The organism is Planctomyces sp. SH-PL62 (assembly GCF_001610895.1).
GTDB lineage: Bacteria > Planctomycetota > Planctomycetia > Isosphaerales > Isosphaeraceae > Paludisphaera.
On record NZ_CP011273.1, the window covers coordinates 3,167,256 to 3,183,705 of the forward strand.

Here is a 16,450-nt window from a genome sequence, read left to right on the forward strand (position 1 = left end):
GGGCGGGGCGGGGGGCCCCGTCGGCTTGTCATTTTCCGCGGAGGCGCCGCCAGTTCAAGGCCGTCGAGCCGGCCGCGTCGCGAGCAGGCCGGATCCGCCTGAAAACGGCCCCGTCGAGGACCTCCTGGCGGGCCGCCGCGAGCCGGGCGAATCGGCCGCGTCCGGCCGCGAACACCCGGACCCCCGCCTGCGCCGGGGCCGGCGGCGTGATCATCGTCTGCCGCTCCGCGACTCCCGGCATGATCACCACCGGCATCGTCGCGGCCGTCGGCGTCCGCCGGACGCCGGGGAAGGTCTGGCCCTGCATGACCGCGCCCAGGTCGTCGACGTGGTCGAGGCCCAGGACGTGGCCCATCTCGTGGAGGACGACGGTGAGCAGGTCCACCCGGCCCTTCTGGCCGACGTCCACCGCCCCCGGGGCGAACTCTGAGGCGTCGCCCGGCGTGGGATCGACGAACCAGCCGTGGCCGGCGGCGTCGTGGTCCAGGACGATCTCCCCCGCGCCGCCGCCGGCCAGTGCGGAGCCCTCCAGGTCCTCGACCCTGAACGCGACTCGCCGCAGGGCGTCGAGCGCCCCGGGGGCGACCCCGGCCGCGGCCCAGTAAGCGATGGCCGAGTCGACGATCCTCTGGAACGCCTCCCCGCTCAGCGACGCGGTGTTGGTCCCGCCGGCGGCCTCGCTCGCCGCGACGGCCGGGTAGATCTCGAAGTTCTGGACGTTGTCGACCCCGCTCCCGTCGTACGCGACGATCCAGTCGCGGTACCCCGCGTCGTTGCTGCCGTTGCCCCCGTCGACGTAATCGGCCTCCCGGTCCGCGGCGTAGAGGCGGTCGTTGCCGTCCATCCCCCACATGCGGTCCTGCCCGGAACCGCCGGTGATGTAGTCGTCGTCGTCCCCGCCCATGAGCGAGTCGGCGCCGCCTTGCCCGAAGATGTCGTCGTTGCCGGCGTTCCCCGAAATGGTGTCCTTCCCGTCGGTCGAGCGTTCGCTGCCTCCGTTATCCCCGACCAGGTAGTCCCAGCCGTCTCCCCCGGTGATTAGGTCGGCCCCCTCGTCCCCGAAGATCCGATCGTCGTCGTCTCCTCCATGGAGCGTGTCGTCGCCGGCCCCGCCTCCGAGGTAGTCATATCCCTCGCCGCCGGAGAGGGAATCCCGGCCGTCCTGGCCGTAGAGCCAGTCGTCGCCGATGTTCCCGGTCAGGGTGTCGTCGCCGCCGTTGCCGCGGACGGTGTCGTTGCCCTCCTCGCCGCCCAACGAGTCGGCCTCGCCGGCGCTGCTGCTGCCTTCGTCGCCGATCAGCTCGTCGTCGCGGCCGCCACCCCAGAGGGTGTCGCGTCCGGTGCCGCCGACGATGTAGTCGCTGCCGTCGGAGAAGTCGTAGGCGCCGCCGTTGTCGCCGGTCAGCGAGTCGTTACCACCCTCGCCGTAGATCTGATCGTTGCCGAATCCGCCGTAGGCGGTGTCATTGCCGCTCCCCGCCCTGAGGCTGTCTTCGCCGGCCTGTCCGCTGAGGTAGTCCGCCCCGCCCTGGCCGAAGAGGGAATCGTTGCCGTCGCCGCCGTAGAGGCTGTCGGCGCCGTCGGACGCCCCCTCCGCCCCGCCGTCGTCGCCGATGAGGTAGTCGTTCTCGTCGTTGCCCGAGATGGAGTCGGAGCCGATACCTCCCCAGATCCGGTCGTTGTCTTCGCCTCCGCTGATCGTGTCGCCACCGTCTTGCCCCATCAATGAATCGGCGCCGTCCTCGCCGGAGATGTAGTCGTCACCGCCGTTGCCGTAGATCGTGTCCCACCCGGCCCCGCCGTAGAGCCAGTCGCCGGCGCCGGTGGCGTAGTTGCCCTCATCGCCGTGGATCACGTCGTCGCCGTCGCCGCCGTTGACGTTGTCGGCCCCGAGGCCCCCGTAGAGGGTGTCGTTCCAGTCGCCGCCGTCGATGTAGTCGTAATCGCCGTAGCCGTAGATCAGGTCGTCGCCGTATCCGGGCCGCCCGGCGCTGGTCTCGTCGCCGTAGAGCGAATCCGACCCGCCGCTGCCGTGGATCGTGTCGTCGTCCCAGCCGCCGTAGACGGTCACGCCCGTGACCGGCGCGGTGGTCGACGCGTTGAATCCGTAGGTGGCCCCGTCGGCCATCTGGTAGCCGGACGGATTGGCCGTGAAATAATCGGCGCCGTCCCCCAGGTCGAACTCGATCGCGTAGACCCGGGCGGCCTTGAAGAAGTAATAGTCCTGGACGAGCCGGCCGGAAGCGTCGTAGAGCCAGCCCCCCCACTCCTCGTCCCGGGCGTACCGGGTGAACTTGTAGAGTTGGTGGGCCTCGTCGTAGCCGAAGGCCGCCCACTCGTCGGTCGCGGCGCCGACGTAGCGGACGACGTCGTAGTCGAAGCCGGCGCCGCCGTCGATCATGTCGCCGTCGACGAAGGTCCCGACGGTGGTGCCGCCGGGGAGGCGCGTGGGGTCCATCAGGAAGACGTCGGAACCGGACTCGCCGAGGAGGAAGTCCATGGCCATGCCGTCGTCGCCGCCCCGGATCACGTCGTCGCCCGCCCCGCCGAAGATCCAGTCGGCCCCTCCGCCGCCGGTCAGGGTGTCGTTGCCGGCCCCGCCGATGATGACGCTGCGATTGTCGGGCGGGCCGGCGTTGGTGAGGTCGACCACGTTGAAGCCCGAGGCCGAGCCGCCGACGGTGAAGTCGAGGTCGTAGACCCCCGCGCGGCCCACCTTGCTGGTCGGGTCGCCGTTGGAGGCGACGCGGATCCAGTAGGTCTTGCCCGCGGTCAGGCCCGCCAGGCTCAGGACGCCGCCCGAAGATGTCCGGGTCGGGCTGGCCAGGGCCTGGGAAGCCGACTCGTAGAGCTTGAGCACCAGGTTGTCGGAGCGGAGCCAGCCGGGGATCGCCACCCGGTCGCCGGCGGCCGGCGTCGCCCCCAGGACGAACTTGTAGTAGTCGACGTCGGATGGCGCCTGTCCGTTGTGGATCGTCAGGTTGGCGTACCGGATCCCGGCGGCGATCCGGCCGAGGTCCGAGGCCCCGGCCGCCGTGTCGTTGGCCCCGACGCCCCAGACGTCCTGGAGCTTCTCGTACTGGTCCGGGACGACGACCCGCGCCGCGTTGATCGTGATCTTGTCGTTGCCGGCGCCGCCGTCGATCCAGACCGCCTTGTAGACGCCGACGTCGACGAGGACCTCGTCGTCCCCCTTGAAGGCGTCGATGAGGATGACGTCGTAGTTGCTCAGGAGGTCCGGGCCGGCCGACGCGCCGGCCCAGCCGGGCGACTTGTCGAACAGGCCCCCCTCCGCCCCGCCGGCGACGTAGCCGCCGGGGGTCGCGACCGCATCGGCGCGGAACTGGTCGGCCGACGCCGCGCGGCCGACCCAGCTGAAGTCGCCGATCCGGTACGTCCGCCAGAGGGTCGAGCCGGTGCGGCCGACCTGCTGGATCTGGACGATGAGCTGGGCACCGTCGTTCTCGACGCGGATGCGGTCCTTGCCGTCGGACGCCGGGAGGTACCAGACGCGGTCGCTCTTGCGGGCCTGGTCCTTCCACTGGTCGGGGTTGGCGGTCGTGTCCTCGGCCGAGGACCGCGTCCCGTCCTGGTTGTAGATGACGTCGAGGCCGCCGTTGCCGTACATGAACGCGACGTTGCCGGCCCCGTAGAAGGCGTCGGCGTTGGGGCCGCCGAGCATGCGGTCGAAGCCGGTGTCCTCGAATGCCTTGTAGGTCGCGTCCTTGAACACGCCGTACGGCTTGCTCCCGCTGGCGGTGGGGTCCTTCGACCAGGCGTGGAGGTGGTTGGCGCCCTGGCCGCCGATGAGGTCGTCGTCCCCGGCGCCGCCGAAGATCCGGTTGACGTCGCCCGGCGCGTCGCCGCCGCCGAGCCCGTCGCCCCAGAGGCGGTCATTGCCGGCGCCGCCGGAGATGGAGTCGCTCCCGGCCTGGCCGTAGATCTGGTCGGGGCCCGAGGAGCCGATCAGGGTGTCGTTGCCGGCCCCGCCGAAGAGGCCGACGACGTACTGGTTGCCGGCGGCGACCTGGAGGCCGCTGGCGTTGAGGGCCGACATGTCGATCAGGTCGTCCCCGGCGAGGCCGGAGACCTGGATCTGCCGCACCAGCGGGACGCCGTCGGCGGCCTTCCAGGTGGAGGTGGTCGTCTTGCCGTTGAAGACGACCGTCAGCTTCGTCAGGTCGGTCGACGGGGTGCTGATCGTGACCTTGTCGTTGCCGGCGGTGCCGGCGATCATCAGGACGTCGGTCGCGGTGAGGCGGTCGTTGTCGGCGGCGAGGACGGGCTCATCGCGCAGGACGCCGGCGGCGTCCATGACCCGGCCGTTGCCGCCGTAGCCGTCGAAGACGTCGCCGGAGGTTACGTACGTCTGGTCGACGTCCAGCTTCAGGACGTCGGCGTGGGTGCCGCCGTAGAGCTTGTCGGCGCCGTCGTTCCCCTCGAGGACGTCGCTGTCGCGGCCCCCGTAGAGCCAGTCGTTGCCCAGGCCGCCGTAGATCTCGTCGGCGCCGTCGTTGCCGTAGAGCGTGTCGGCGCCCCCCTGGCCGTAGATCAGGTCGAAGCCCGACCCGCCGGAGATCAGGTCGGCGCCGTATGCGTCGGGGCCGGAGGCCGCCCCGCCGTGGCCCTGGTAGGGCGCGCCGTCGTCGCCCGCGAGGACGTCGTTGCCGGCCCCGCCCATGATGGTGTCGTTCCCGGCGCCGCCGATCAGGACGTCGGCGTCCGGGCCGCCGGACTCGGGCCCGCCCAGGATCAGGTCCGCGCCGCGGCCGCCGTCGACCACGTCGTTCCCCAGCCCGGCGAAGAGCCGGTCGGCGCCGTCGCCGCCTTCGAGCGAGTCGTCGCCGGCGTTCGCGGTGATCGAATCGTCGCCGAGCCCGCCGAGGATCGTGTCGTTCCCCGAGCCGGACGTGATCGTGTCGTTCCCCGCGTTCGCCCGGACGTAGTTCTGCCCGTCGCCCACGTCGATGAGGTCGGCCCCGGCGCCGCCGAAGACGGTGTCCGAGCCGGCCCCGCCGAGCACGGTGGCGCTCGCGACCGCCGCGGGGTCGTCGGCCGTCCGCATGCCGGCGTAGATCAGGTCGTCGCCCGCGCCGGAGTCGACCCAGTCGCCCCCGCCGCCGAGGACGACCATGTCGTTGCCGCCGCCGGCCGTGACGACGTCGGCGAAGGCCCCGCCGGGGAGCGTGTCGTCGCCCCAGATCTCGTCGCTCGCGGAGCCCGCCGCGATGGTGTCGCGGCCGGCGCCGCCGATGATCGTCGAGGGGAGCGTGGGGGAGCTGGTGATCTTGTCGTCGCCGGCCCCGCCCATGAGCAGGACCCCGCCGGTCATCACGTCGTTGCCGGCTCCGCCGACCAGGGTCATCCCGCCGGTGAGCAGGTCGTCCCCCTCGCCGCCGTTGAGGACGTCGTTCCCCGCGCCGGCCAGGAGGGTGTCCTTGCCGGCGTCGCCGGTCAGCGAGTCGTCGCCGTCGCCGCCGATGAGGCTGTCGTCGCCGGCCCCGCCGAAGATCCGATCCTTGCCGGACCCGCCGTCGAGGCGGTCGTTCCCGCCGACGCCCCGGAGGAGGTCGTCGCCCAGGCCGCCGACCAGGGTGTCATTCCCGGCCCCGCCGACGAGCGTGTCGTGGCCGTCGCCGCCGTCGAGCGAGGTCGGCCGGTCGCCCGAGGTGAGCTGGTCGTCCCCCAGGCCGCCGATCAGGGTGGCCGGGCCGGTCCCGGCGATCAGGTAGTCGTTGCCGGCTCCGCCGTCCATGCGGGCCGCGCCGGTCCCGGCGACGAGCTGGTCGTCGCCCAGGCCGCCGTTCATGGTGACCGCGCCGGCCCCGGCCGTGAGCTGGTCGGCCCCGTCGCCGCCGTCCATCAGGGTCGTCCCCGATCCGGCGGTCAAGACGTCGTTGCCCGCGCCCCCCTGCAGGGTGGCGGCCCAGGGGCCGCCGGCGGTCAGCTCGTCGTCGTCGGCCCCGCCGATGAGCGTCAGCGCGCCGCCGGACAGGAGCCTGACGCTCGGGTCGACGAAGATCGAGTCATACCCCGCCTGGCCGTCGAAGTAGAGCGTCTTGACCCCGGCCCGGGTGAACTCCTGGCCCCGGGTCTGGATCAGGATCTCGCCGTCGCGGGCGCCCGGAAGGATGCGGTAGGCGTCGTCCTCCGCGCTCGTCCTCAGGGCGAGCCGGCCCGAGGCGTCGACCTGCCCGGGATCGAACGCCGGCGCGTCCAGCGCGGCGGTGGGCCGCTTGATGTTGAAGTCGAGGAGCCGACGGCTGGCGATCGAGTACTCCCAGCGCTCGGACCACAGCCAGACGTCCACCTCGGCGTACGCCGTCAGGCCCACGTCGATCGCCCCGGAGACGTCGAAGATGTGGATCGGGCCCAGGTCCAGGCTCTTCTTGAACTCGGAGAGACGGATCTTGCCGTCGGCGTCGTAGTCGTGCAGGTTGAAGTCGATCTCGGCGTGGATCCCCCCCTCGACGCCGCCCGAGGCGATGCCCAGGTTCAGCTCCGCCCCGGCGGCGATCGAGGCGTAGAACTCCACCTCCGCCACGTCCACGCCGCCGGAGTCCAGGTCCTTGACGTAGAAACCGTCCAGGAGCTTCCCGCCACCAGCGAATCCAGCGGTATCCAGCCCGAAGCCGAACTTCGCCGACGCGCCGACCCGGCCGTTCACCTGGGCGCCCAGCGGGCCGATGATCGGGAAGAACTGCTTGTAGTAGAACTCCACGTCCAGCTTCGGCATGTCGAACTCGACGAGTTCGACATGCCGGCCGAGGAGCAGCTCGAAGACCGAGGCGGGCTTCTCCAGCAGCGGGAAGACCAGCCCGGCGTTGTCCGAGCCCCCGCCGCTGAAGAACTGCTTCTGGTTCCCGCTGGCCTGCTGGACCGGCGTCAGCGAGGGCGGGGTCGCGGCGTACGAGACGCCCGTGAGGTTCGTGGCGCTGGTGGAGAGGCTGAAGTTGAAGCTCCCCAGGTTGATGCTGTTGCTCGACGCGGCCGAGGCGATCAGCGAGGACAGGTCGCCGACGCGCTTGGCGGCGTAGAGGTAGTCCGCCATGTCGCCGTGGCCGAAGATCTTGGCCAGGTCGGCCAGCGTCACCGGCTGCTCCATCAGGTCCGAGATCACCGGGATCGGCTGCGTCAGGATCTTGATGATCGGCTGTAGAGGCGCGATCGTCTTGGAGATGTTCGCGAGGACCGGGCCGATCGTGCCACGGAAGATCTCGCCGAGCTGGAGGCTCACGTCGCCGAACTTGACCTTCGGCGAACCGGCCAGCGGGTTGGTCCCGGCGACCGGCTGCCCGAACGGCCAGCTCACCTGGAGGGTCGTCGCCAGGGCGGGGATGTTGGCGCTGGCGAAGCCCAGCTGCAGCGCCAGGTTGACGTCCACGCCGCTGTCTCGCCCCAGGGCGTCCCGGCCGAACCCCACGGCCAGCAGCCGGCCGATCCCGGCCCCGGCCAGGTCGGGGAGCGTGATCCGGTTGTCCGTCCCGCTGGGATCCTTCAGGTTGACGACGAACGTCGCCCCGGCTCGGATGACCTTGTTCGTCGGCTTGGCGGCGCGCACCTTGAAGAAGCCCAGCTCGCCGGTCGCGTCGAACGCCGAGGCCTCGGCGGAGGCCGTCACCTTCAGCTCGTCCGCAGCCGGGTCGCTGATGATGTAGAAGCCCCCGGACTTGCTCAGGCCGAAGCCCAGGGCGAACTCGAACCCGGCCAGGAACGACACCCTCGCGTTGTTCAGCTTGAGCCCCAGCCCCGGTAGGCCCAGGTCGAAGTTCAGGTCGCCGGCCTGCGCCTTCAAGGCCCGCTTGAGGTCCAGCTTGAACTCGGCCGAGCCGTCGGGCAGCAGGATGGCCGACTTGACGCTGCTCCCCGCCCAGTTCAGCCCCGACGAGCCCAGGACGGCCGTCAGCGCGGCCTTCACCGCGTTGAGGTCCAGAGTCCCGGACCGGTTGCGCAGTTCGTCGGTCACCGCGTCGCGGAACTCGTCGAGGAACGTCAGGGAGCCGGTGACCCGCGACCCAATCATCGGGATGTTGAACTGCTTGAGCTGCTGCGCCAGGTTCGTCTTGAGCTTCGTCAGGCCGTCGAACAGGGCGTCGACCAGCCCGTCGAGGTTCGCGCCGAGGTCGATCGCGGGGAGTCCCGAGTCGAACGGCGTCGTCAGGGTCGTCGCCCCGGTCGCCAGGTTATAGGAGAGCTCGACCGGCTTCGACAGCTCCACCGTGCGGACCGGGTAGAAGACAGGCAGCGTCGCCCGGGCGGCACCTACCAGGGCCTGCACGGCCGAGCCGACGACGTTCCCGCTGAGGTAGTACCGCCCCCCCGCAACGCTCGGGAACGTGAGCGTGTAGCTCGCCGGCGTGCCGCCGGGGAGGCCGTCGGCGTCGAACGTGGCGACGGCCGTCTTGGTCGCCGAGTCGTGCACGAAGACGCCGATCGGCCCGACGCTGGCCGCGAAGTTGATCGCCGACGACCGGATCGCGGCCGTGAGAGTGAGCTTCGTCGTGTCGTACAGGAACGGTTTGGGCGCCGCGGGGGTCGTCAGGTCGAGACCGAAGTTCACGGTCGCCGACGCGGTCGCGCTCACCTGGAGGTTGGACGACTGCGAGGCGTCGAACAGCGAACGGCCCCCGGGCAGGCTCAGGCTGATCGGTCGGCTGTCGCTCGCCGACGTCGTGAAGACGAACAAGAACTTCAGCGCCGGCGCGGTCGCGGAGTCGTCCCAGGTCATCTTCACCGTCGCGCCCGGCGTGTCGAAGGCCGCCTGGAGGTTCGCCGCCAGGTCCGCCAGCGAGGCGGGCGCCGACGCCCTCAGGTTCGCCGCGAACGCCTCGAACTTCGCGCCAAGCCCCAGCAGCTCGCCGAAGTCCAGGTCGACCAGCGGCAGCCGGGTCTTCAGCGCGTTCAGGGCCTTCGGGCCGCTGAAATAGCCGGCCAGGGACCGGAGCCCGGCCTCGATCGCGTCATAGGAGAGCCCGGAGAGCGTCTTGAGGCGCGACGCCGGCGCGTTGTACGTCAGGCTGGTCGTCGCGTTCGTCGCGAGAGGCTGCCCGCTCGACGTCGTCCCGTCGGCCAGGAACAGCGAGGGGTCGTTCCAGTCGATCGAGACGATCGAGGCACCCCCGGCGGTCGGCAGCAACCCGGCCGGCCGCGCCGTCACCGGCAGGTCGAACCGGGCCTGGCCCTTCAGCGTGGCCGTCGCGGCCGCCGTGTCGATCGAGTCGGCCAGTTCGGCGAGCGTGACCCGGCCATTGGCGGGCGCGACGTCCTTGAGCAGCAGCGTGAACGTCGCCGAGGCCGAGGCCGTCCCGTTCGCCACGCCCACGCCCGCCAGCCCCAGCGAGGCCTCCGCCGTGACGCCCGTGGCCGTGGCCGTGGCCAAGCCGGTCAGCCGGGCCGGGGTCGTCGCCGAGTCGGCCAGCAAATAGACGTGGTTGGCGATGGAGTCGCCGTGCAGCGGGGCTCCCTGCAGCACCCTGGTCGTCCCGCTCGGCGCGGCCTTGCGACCCGCCAGGCCCAGGCCCACGGCGACCAGCGAGGTCCCCGAGGTCTGGACGAGCAGGTCCCCCGCGCCGCTGGTCAGGTCGGTGAGCGTGAGCCGCTTGCCGACCGCGTCGACGGCCGCCTGGAGTTTCGCGGGCGACGCCGCCGAGATCTTCGTCGCCACGTCGCCCAGGGTGACCGCCCCGGCCAGCGAGATCGTCAGGAGGGTCCCATCGGCGAGGCGGACGCCGATCGCCATCGCGTCGCCCGACGGCGCGACCCCCTTGCCGCCGTTCAGCGCGGTCAGGTTGGTCGACGCCGCCACCGTCACGCCCTGGCCCAGCGGCTGGAGGTCGATGCCCAGCGTGAACGTCGCGGCCACCCTCCGGGCCACCGTCGTCTTCGTCGCCGAGGCGCTCGCCACGGCCAGGTTCCCGAGGCCTTTCCCCAGGTCGACTCCCGCGGCCGCGAGGGTCGCCAGGTCCTGCGTCAGCTGGACCGGGAACAGGAGCGACGAGGTCGACGTGTAGCTCGCGCCCGCGGTCGCACCGATCGCCGCCAGCATCTCCTGGATCGAGCCGAACCGGGCGTTCCCCGCGGCGTCGACCACCTTCGACAGGTAGCTCGACCCGAAGGCCGAGCGGAAGTCCAGGGCCGTCCCGAGGTCCATCCCCCGCACGAACGGCACCGCCGACGCGAACAGGCTCGACGTCTGGAGTCCGCCCAGCCAGGCGTCGAGCATGTCGAACATGTCGACGACGTCCTGAGTCGTCAGGTTGGTGAACCGGGTCAGCGAGGGGAAACCGGTCGAGGTGACGACCGGCGCGGCGGTCGAGAAGAGGGCCGACTTGGCGATCGTGTAGCGGGCCGACAGCGGGCTCGCCGTCCCGATCGAGGCCGTGATCGGCATGTCGATCGTGTAGGAGCCCGAAGGCGTCAGCGTCAGCAGATCTGCGGCCGACAGCGACTGGACCTGCTTCAGGCCGAGGTCCACGCCCTTCAGCGCGGCCGGCGGCGCGGCGGCGACGGCCGCCGAGACCGACACCTTGCCGGCCGAGGTCGTCGCGGCCAGAAGCCCGACCTTCGCCGCCGCCGCGATGTTCGCCACGTCGACCTTGACGCTCGTCCCCAGGGCGTCGATCCGGAAGAAGAACGAGTCGGCCTGCGCCCGGCCGTCGATCAGCTTGACGCCGAACGCCAGGTCGGCCGTCATCGTGGCGGTCGCCGAGACCTTCAGGGCCGGGTCGAGCGTCAGGCCCAGCGACGCGGCCGAGTCGCCCAGGTCGGGCGTGAGGCCGGTCGTGGTCCGCGTGAGCGTCAGCTTGACCGCGAACCGGACCTCGGAGTCGTTCGACGTCGCCGTCAGGGCGTCGAACTTCAACGAGTAGCCCGCCGGGGCCTGCCCCCGCAGGAACTCCGCCAGGCCGGCCGCCGTGGGCGCGGCCTGGGCCGACAGGTACTGCTGCACCCCCCGCACGATCGACGCCCTCAGGGCGTCGGGGACGCTTAAAAGGTCCGAGAACGCGAGAGTCCCGCCCGACGCCCCCTTCAGCGGCAAGGCCTGGGAGAAGGCCGAGGCCCGCCCCAGGTCGTCGAACAGCAGGCCGAGCGCCGCGGCGCCCTGCGTCAGCGCCGCGGTCCGGTCCTTGTTCGGCCCCACCAGGTCGGCCGCCGTGTCCAGCGCCGAGATCTCCGCCGTCGCCGTCGGCGTCGCCGCGCCGGAGACCAACTGGAAGCGGAGCGGCAACGTCCGGCCCCGCAACGCCGACGGGATCGGGACGTACATCGCCGCGGCCGTGGTCGACGCCGTCGCCAGCGAGAACGTCCCGAGCTGCACCCCCGTCGCCACGTCGCCGATCGAGACCCGGACGTAGTCCGTAGCCCCGGCGGTCGGCTTGGCCAGCTTCAGGGTGATCCCGGCCGCCGTCGCCGGCACCTCGAAGGCCGCGATCAGCGCCGTGGGGGCGGCGGCGGTCAGCCTGTAGACCGAGCCGTCCGCCAGCAACAGCCTCCGCTCCAGCGACTGGATCGAGGGGACGTGGCCGAACTGGCGGACGGCGGCGCGGCGACGGCGGGGGGGGCGGGGCATGTCTTCGCTCCTTCGATCGATGAAGTCGGGTCTTGGTGTGGGGAGCAGGTCGTCCGGGCGATCGACGAGGCGCGCCGCGGGCGCAGGCCCGCCCGCGGCCGTCCGAGGACGGTCTAAGTCCGGGGCGGCGGGACGGAGGGGCGCGGCCGATCCGAGTCATGCGAGCGATCGACGTCGTCGCCGATCATTGGGGCCGATGGGGCATCTCCGGCCGACACGACGCCGGCCGAGGCCCTGACCTAAGAAGAAAGGCGCTTCATCCTGGGAGCGTGCCTGGACTCCATCATGGAGATAATCATCATGCCGTGTCGTCAGTCAGGCGTTGGAATCTATCTGGTTCGATGAGGCTATTTCAATACGCAACCAAAAACAGATCTTTCAGGGTTTTTGCCAACAGAATGGTGGGGGCTGGTTTTGAGACATATTGGTAAGTTTTTCTTGGGGGATCGCCGCAGAGGCCCAACCATGGGTCGTGTTCGCAAGCGGCACTCGGCGGCATTCAAGGCGAAGGTCGCCCTGGGGGCCGTGAAGCAGGACGGGACGATTGCCGAACCGGCCAAGTTACATCAGGTCCATCCGGTCCAGATCAGCCAGTGGAAGATGCGACTCCTGGAGGGCCCGGAGCGAATCTTCGAGAACGGGTCGGCGGGACGCCGACCCGACCCCGAGAAGCTCCAGGTCGAGCTCTACGAGCAGATCGGCGGCTCCGATGGAGCTGGCCTGGGCGAAAAAAATCTCGGGGCTGACGCCCGCGCCCCCCAGGCGATGGGCCGAGCCGGCCCGCGAGTCTCTCGAGGACCTCCGGCTGATGCGGCTGATCGATGAACGGCACCTCGCCACGCCCTTCTACGGCAGCCGTCGCGGATCGACCAGGCGGCCGAGTTCGACTCTCAACGGAGGCCGACGTCGAAGACACCGCCCGTTTCGATCGGAACTCGCTGAAGGACGGCCTGCGTATCGACGACGGCCTGCTCGCGCCGACGACCTCCGGCGTCCTGCTGCGAGTCGAGTTGCCGGCCGCGCGGTTGGTGCGAGAGCGGATCGGCGTCCAGGACGTCATTCGCCTGGGACGCGGCGAAAACGGAGCCCCCCTCGCAGGCCTCTCCGACGGTCGAATCTGCCGCGTCGACCCGACGACGCTTGAGCTGGCCGACGTGGCTGAGTTGCCGGCCCCGCCGCGTTGGATCGGTTGGGGACCGGCCGCGGGGCTGCGTCCGGAGGGCCTCGTCGCGGTGACCTGGGCAGACGGACCTCCCGATCACGACGGCGGCCGTCGGGACGCGCCCTCCGCGATCGTCCACGACCTGGCGGTGGGGAAGACGTTCGCGCCGGAGGCACGGCCGACGAGGTTACTGCTCGATCGCAAGGCGCGGCTCTGGCTCGGGGGCGACTACGGCGAGTAGGGGGGGCCGCGAGCCGCGTCGATCTGGACTCCGGGAAGCCCAGGGCGGCCGAGTTGCCCGCCTGGGGAGGCGTCTATGGGTTCGTCGAACTGCGGGACGGCCCGGTCTGGGCCTTCGGCGGCAAGAATCATGTGGGGGACGCCGTCCCCGAGTCCCAGCGCGATCCGATTGAGGTTTCCCCTGCCTCTTCGATCCCTCGGGAAATCGCGATGCAGGTTGCGGTTCGTTCAAGCCGCGCGATGCTTGAGAGGCGTCGCAAAGCGCGACGGCATCGTCGAGCCTCCGCCCGTGGGCGGCAAGCGGTCGTCGTCCTTCATCGGAAGAGGTCCTCGAGCCGGAACGCGAGCTCGAAGGCCGCCGACCACTTCGCGCCGACGAAGGAGACGAGGATCCGGACGGGGGGCTCCCTGCAGGCGGAATCCTTCTGCAGGACGTCGCGATGGCCTGCGAGGAAGGGACGCACCAACCCGACCGCGTGGCGAGCGCGGCCCCCATCGACTCGAATTCAGACCCACCGGCCTCGCCCGCCTCGGCGATGCGGAAGAACACGCCTCGAGGGTCGGCGGAGAGCACTTGTTTGAGACTTTGCCTTCCTTTACCAACGATGTTCGAAGGGGCAGGTGTCGAGCCCGCAGGCGGGGGCCCGACTGGCTGCCGCCGAGACCCGGTTGATACGGTAACCGACACGCTATCCCCGAGAAACGGTGATAAAGCGGGTTTGATGGGACAAGAACGCGTCGGCTTCGAAATTTCAAGGAATCGTCGAGAATTGATTCGTGCTGACGAGTCGAGCCGGAGCTGTCGTCGTCTTGCACACCTTCGCTCGAGGTTAACCGCCCAATTCCCGCATGATGGAAGGTCCTCCGCGGACTCGAAAGGGGGGGCGATGCAAGCCTTTACAGCCTCTATCAGTCCGTATACCATAAAAGCCGACAAATCTCAGGCGACGCGTTCCGCCCCGGTGTCCGTCCCGTGTGACGAATCCGAACCCCCACGTTGAAACGAGGTCCCGTCATGGCCCAAGCCATTGCGAATCCCGAGGAGATCCGCCGCTTCGCCGCGCGGTTGAAGCAGTTCAACAACGATCTCCTGACCCAGCTGACCGTGATCCACGGCCAGGTCTCGGGCCTGGGCCAGACCTGGCGCGACCGCGAACACGACAAGTTCGTCGAGGAGTTCGACCAGACGCTCCAGGTGGTCAAGCGATTCGTCGACACCACCAACCAGCACATCCCGTTCCTTCTCCGGAAGGCCGAGCGTCTCGAAGAGTACCTCCAGCAGCGTTGAGCGCCGGCGGACGGCCGGGCTCGCCCCTTTTTTTCCGCATCGGCTCGCGGCGGCGTCGACGCGGACCGGGCGGCGGCCCCCTCGCCCCTGCGCGGTCGGCCCGTTCCGTGGCGGCCCCGTCCTGATCAGCCCAGGTCAGCCCCGCACTTGCAGGACCCAGCATCATGAGCCAGGACGCGAGAGTTCTGTCGGTTCAAGCCCTGAGGGACTTCAAGGGCTCGATGATCAAGTTCGTGGAGGAGGCCCGGAACGCCCTCTCGGGGGTCGACATGGAGCTGCGCCGGATGCGCGACTGGCTGGAACGCGACCAGCTCGGCTACTGGCAGATGCAGGTCAAGAAGCGTCAGGAAGCCGTCATGAACGCCCGGTCCGAGCTGGCCAAGCGGCAGATCACCGCCAAGGGGAACAGCTCCATCTCGGACACCGAGCAGAAGGAAGCCCTCCGCCTCGCCCAGCGCAAGCTGCACGTGGCCGAGGAGAAGGTGCAGGTGGTCAAGCGGCTGATCCCGATCCTCCACCACGAGATCGCCGAGTACAAATCCTGCGCCTCCCCCATGAACGACCACCTCTCCGGAGGCATGGAGAAGTCGATGGGGACGCTGGAGAAGATGGTCCGCTCCCTGGAAGACTACCTGGCGCTGCAAGCCCCGACCACCCAGCGGCTCGACCCCCTCGGGGGCTCCGCCCGCTCGGCCGCGGGGACCAGCGCCAGCGTCGGCTCCGCCGCGCCCGCGTCCGGCGGCGGGGGAGAATCCTCGGCCGCTCCGGCCGACGTCGCCCCCCGGCCGAGGCCGCCGCCGACCGCTGAGCCTGCCCGGACCGTCCCGAGACGAATTCGAAACCCGACCGCTCGACCCGACCGAACGTCCCCGCCCGCCTCGGACCGACCGCGGACGGGGGAGGAGGCTTCCCCGAGATGAGCAGCCATTCCGCCCGCCTGCAGCACGCGCTGAAGGACCTGCGCGAGAAGTGGGCCGTCACCACCGACGCCTGGACCGACCAGGTGGCCCAGGACTTCGAGAAGAACCACATCGCGCCGGTCGAAGGGCTGGCCAAGCGGGCCATGATCGGCATGGACAAGCTCGCGGAGTCCCTGGCCAAGATCCGCAAGGCCTGCGACGAGAACGCCTGACCGGCCGCCGCCACGCCCTGTCCCGTCAGTTTCCGCCCGGCCCGGCCTCGTGATCCTGCTCACACTGAATATCGGATATCGCGAACATGCCTGAGTCACCGCTGGTCCAGAAAGAAGTCGCCGCGCTGACCGACCTGGAGGGCCTGATCGCCCAACGGGCCAAGGTCGAGACCGAAGTCGAGCAGACCTTCAAGCGGCGTCGCGACCGCGAGGGGCAGGAGCACAGTCAGGCCGTCCAGGAGGCCTCGGCTAAGTTCAAGGCGGAGGCCGCGGCTCTCCAGGCCGAGTACGACAAGGTCCGCGCCGCCATCGTCCGCAAGGCCCAGGCCGACACCCAGACGACCGAGGCCGAGTACGCCCAGGTCAAGCAGAAGCTGGAAGCCCAGTTCAAGTCCGAGCGGTCCAAGGCCAAGAAGGCCAGCGACGAATCGCGCTGGCAGTCGCTGGCGATGTACGAGGCGGCCCGCGACAACACGGTGAAGCGCCGGAAGTCCCACGACGACGCCCTGGCCGCCTCCCGCGCCGACCTGGAGCACCTGCGGGACGCCGCCGAGGTCGCGCTGGCCCGCACCGCCCGGCTCGCCGGCCCCGGGTTCGCCGTCGAGCCCACGACGACCGTCACCCCCCCGCCGCCCCCGAGGGCCCGGCCGCCGACGGCGCCGAGCTGCTCGCCCCCCCGGAGGCCAAGGGCGACCCCACCAAGCTCGACCTGCTCCAGGAGGTCGTCCACAAGATCGACGAGGAGCTGCTGGCGCTCGAATCGCTCAAGCTCCCCAATTTCCTGCGGCCGGCGAACTTCGTCTGGCCCTTCCTGCTCCTGGGCGCGGCGGTCGGCGGCGGCCTGGCCTTCGTCCTGGCCCCGGCCATCGCCGCGGGCGCGGGCGTCGCCGTCGCGGTCCTCGCCGGCGCGGGGGCCTTCGTCGCCCTCAAGGGCCGCGCCCAGCCCCAGGTCTCCCGGCACTACCACCCCCTCAAGTTCCACCTGGAGGAGGGGGAGCGGCTGCTCGAAGAGGCCAAGGAGTGGGTCAAGACCGACTTCGAGACCCGCCAGAAGCAGGC

The 16,450-nt window shown here is 70.6% G+C and carries 8 protein-coding genes; 5 read left to right on the forward strand and 3 right to left on the reverse strand.

Annotated elements, in window-relative coordinates; genetic code table 11:
- Positions 1–28 precede the first annotated feature (28 nt).
- Positions 29–11,569 (reverse strand): matrixin family metalloprotease, encoded by an 11,541-nt coding sequence (locus VT85_RS12335; protein ID WP_068415360.1) that lies wholly within the window; start codon positions 11,567–11,569, stop codon positions 29–31.
- Between the two features lie 465 nt (positions 11,570–12,034).
- Between VT85_RS12335 and VT85_RS30020 the strand changes: the two genes are divergently transcribed.
- The 5 genes from VT85_RS30020 to VT85_RS12360 all read left to right on the forward strand — a co-directional run bounded on the left by VT85_RS30020 (position 12,035) and on the right by VT85_RS12360 (position 15,391).
- Positions 12,035–12,394: a transposase gene (locus tag VT85_RS30020; RefSeq protein WP_068415367.1), complete on the forward strand. Its 360-nt coding sequence runs from the start codon at positions 12,035–12,037 to the stop codon at positions 12,392–12,394.
- 407 nt (positions 12,395–12,801) lie between these two features.
- Positions 12,802–12,972, forward strand: coding sequence for a hypothetical protein (locus tag VT85_RS26750; RefSeq protein ID WP_156512835.1), 171 nt, complete (start codon positions 12,802–12,804; stop codon positions 12,970–12,972).
- A 1,014-nt stretch (positions 12,973–13,986) separates the two neighbouring features.
- Entirely contained in the window at positions 13,987–14,259 is a 273-nt protein-coding gene (locus VT85_RS12350) for a WXG100 family type VII secretion target (RefSeq protein WP_068415370.1), read from the forward strand.
- 164 nt (positions 14,260–14,423) lie between these two features.
- Positions 14,424–15,179 (forward strand): hypothetical protein, encoded by a 756-nt coding sequence (locus VT85_RS12355; RefSeq protein ID WP_068415373.1) that lies wholly within the window; start codon positions 14,424–14,426, stop codon positions 15,177–15,179.
- Positions 15,176–15,391, forward strand: a complete 216-nt coding sequence (locus VT85_RS12360; protein ID WP_068415375.1) for a hypothetical protein — start codon at positions 15,176–15,178, stop codon at positions 15,389–15,391. The genes VT85_RS12355 and VT85_RS12360 overlap by 4 nt, the downstream gene beginning before the upstream one ends.
- A gap of 95 nt (positions 15,392–15,486) precedes the next feature.
- On the opposite strand, the gene VT85_RS29660 is transcribed toward VT85_RS12360, so the two are convergent.
- Entirely contained in the window at positions 15,487–15,615 is a 129-nt protein-coding gene (locus VT85_RS29660; RefSeq protein WP_255376996.1) for a hypothetical protein, read from the reverse strand.
- Between the two features lie 2 nt (positions 15,616–15,617).
- Entirely contained in the window at positions 15,618–16,358 is a 741-nt protein-coding gene (locus tag VT85_RS27605) for a hypothetical protein (RefSeq protein WP_156512836.1), read from the reverse strand.
- Positions 16,359–16,450: the final 92 nt, after the last annotated feature.

Bases quoted from the DNA above. Each gene is read 5' to 3' on its own strand.
- VT85_RS12350 (WP_068415370.1), top strand. From the start codon at position 13,987: ATGGCCCAAGCCATTGCGAATCCCGAGGAGATCCGCCGCTTCGCCGCG.
- VT85_RS12335 (WP_068415360.1), bottom strand. From the start codon at position 11,569: ATGCCCCGCCCCCCCCGCCGTCGCCGCGCCGCCGTCCGCCAGTTCGGC.
- VT85_RS12355 (WP_068415373.1), top strand. From the start codon at position 14,424: ATGAGCCAGGACGCGAGAGTTCTGTCGGTTCAAGCCCTGAGGGACTTC.
- VT85_RS30020 (WP_068415367.1), top strand. From the start codon at position 12,035: ATGGGTCGTGTTCGCAAGCGGCACTCGGCGGCATTCAAGGCGAAGGTC.
- VT85_RS12360 (WP_068415375.1), top strand. From the start codon at position 15,176: ATGAGCAGCCATTCCGCCCGCCTGCAGCACGCGCTGAAGGACCTGCGC.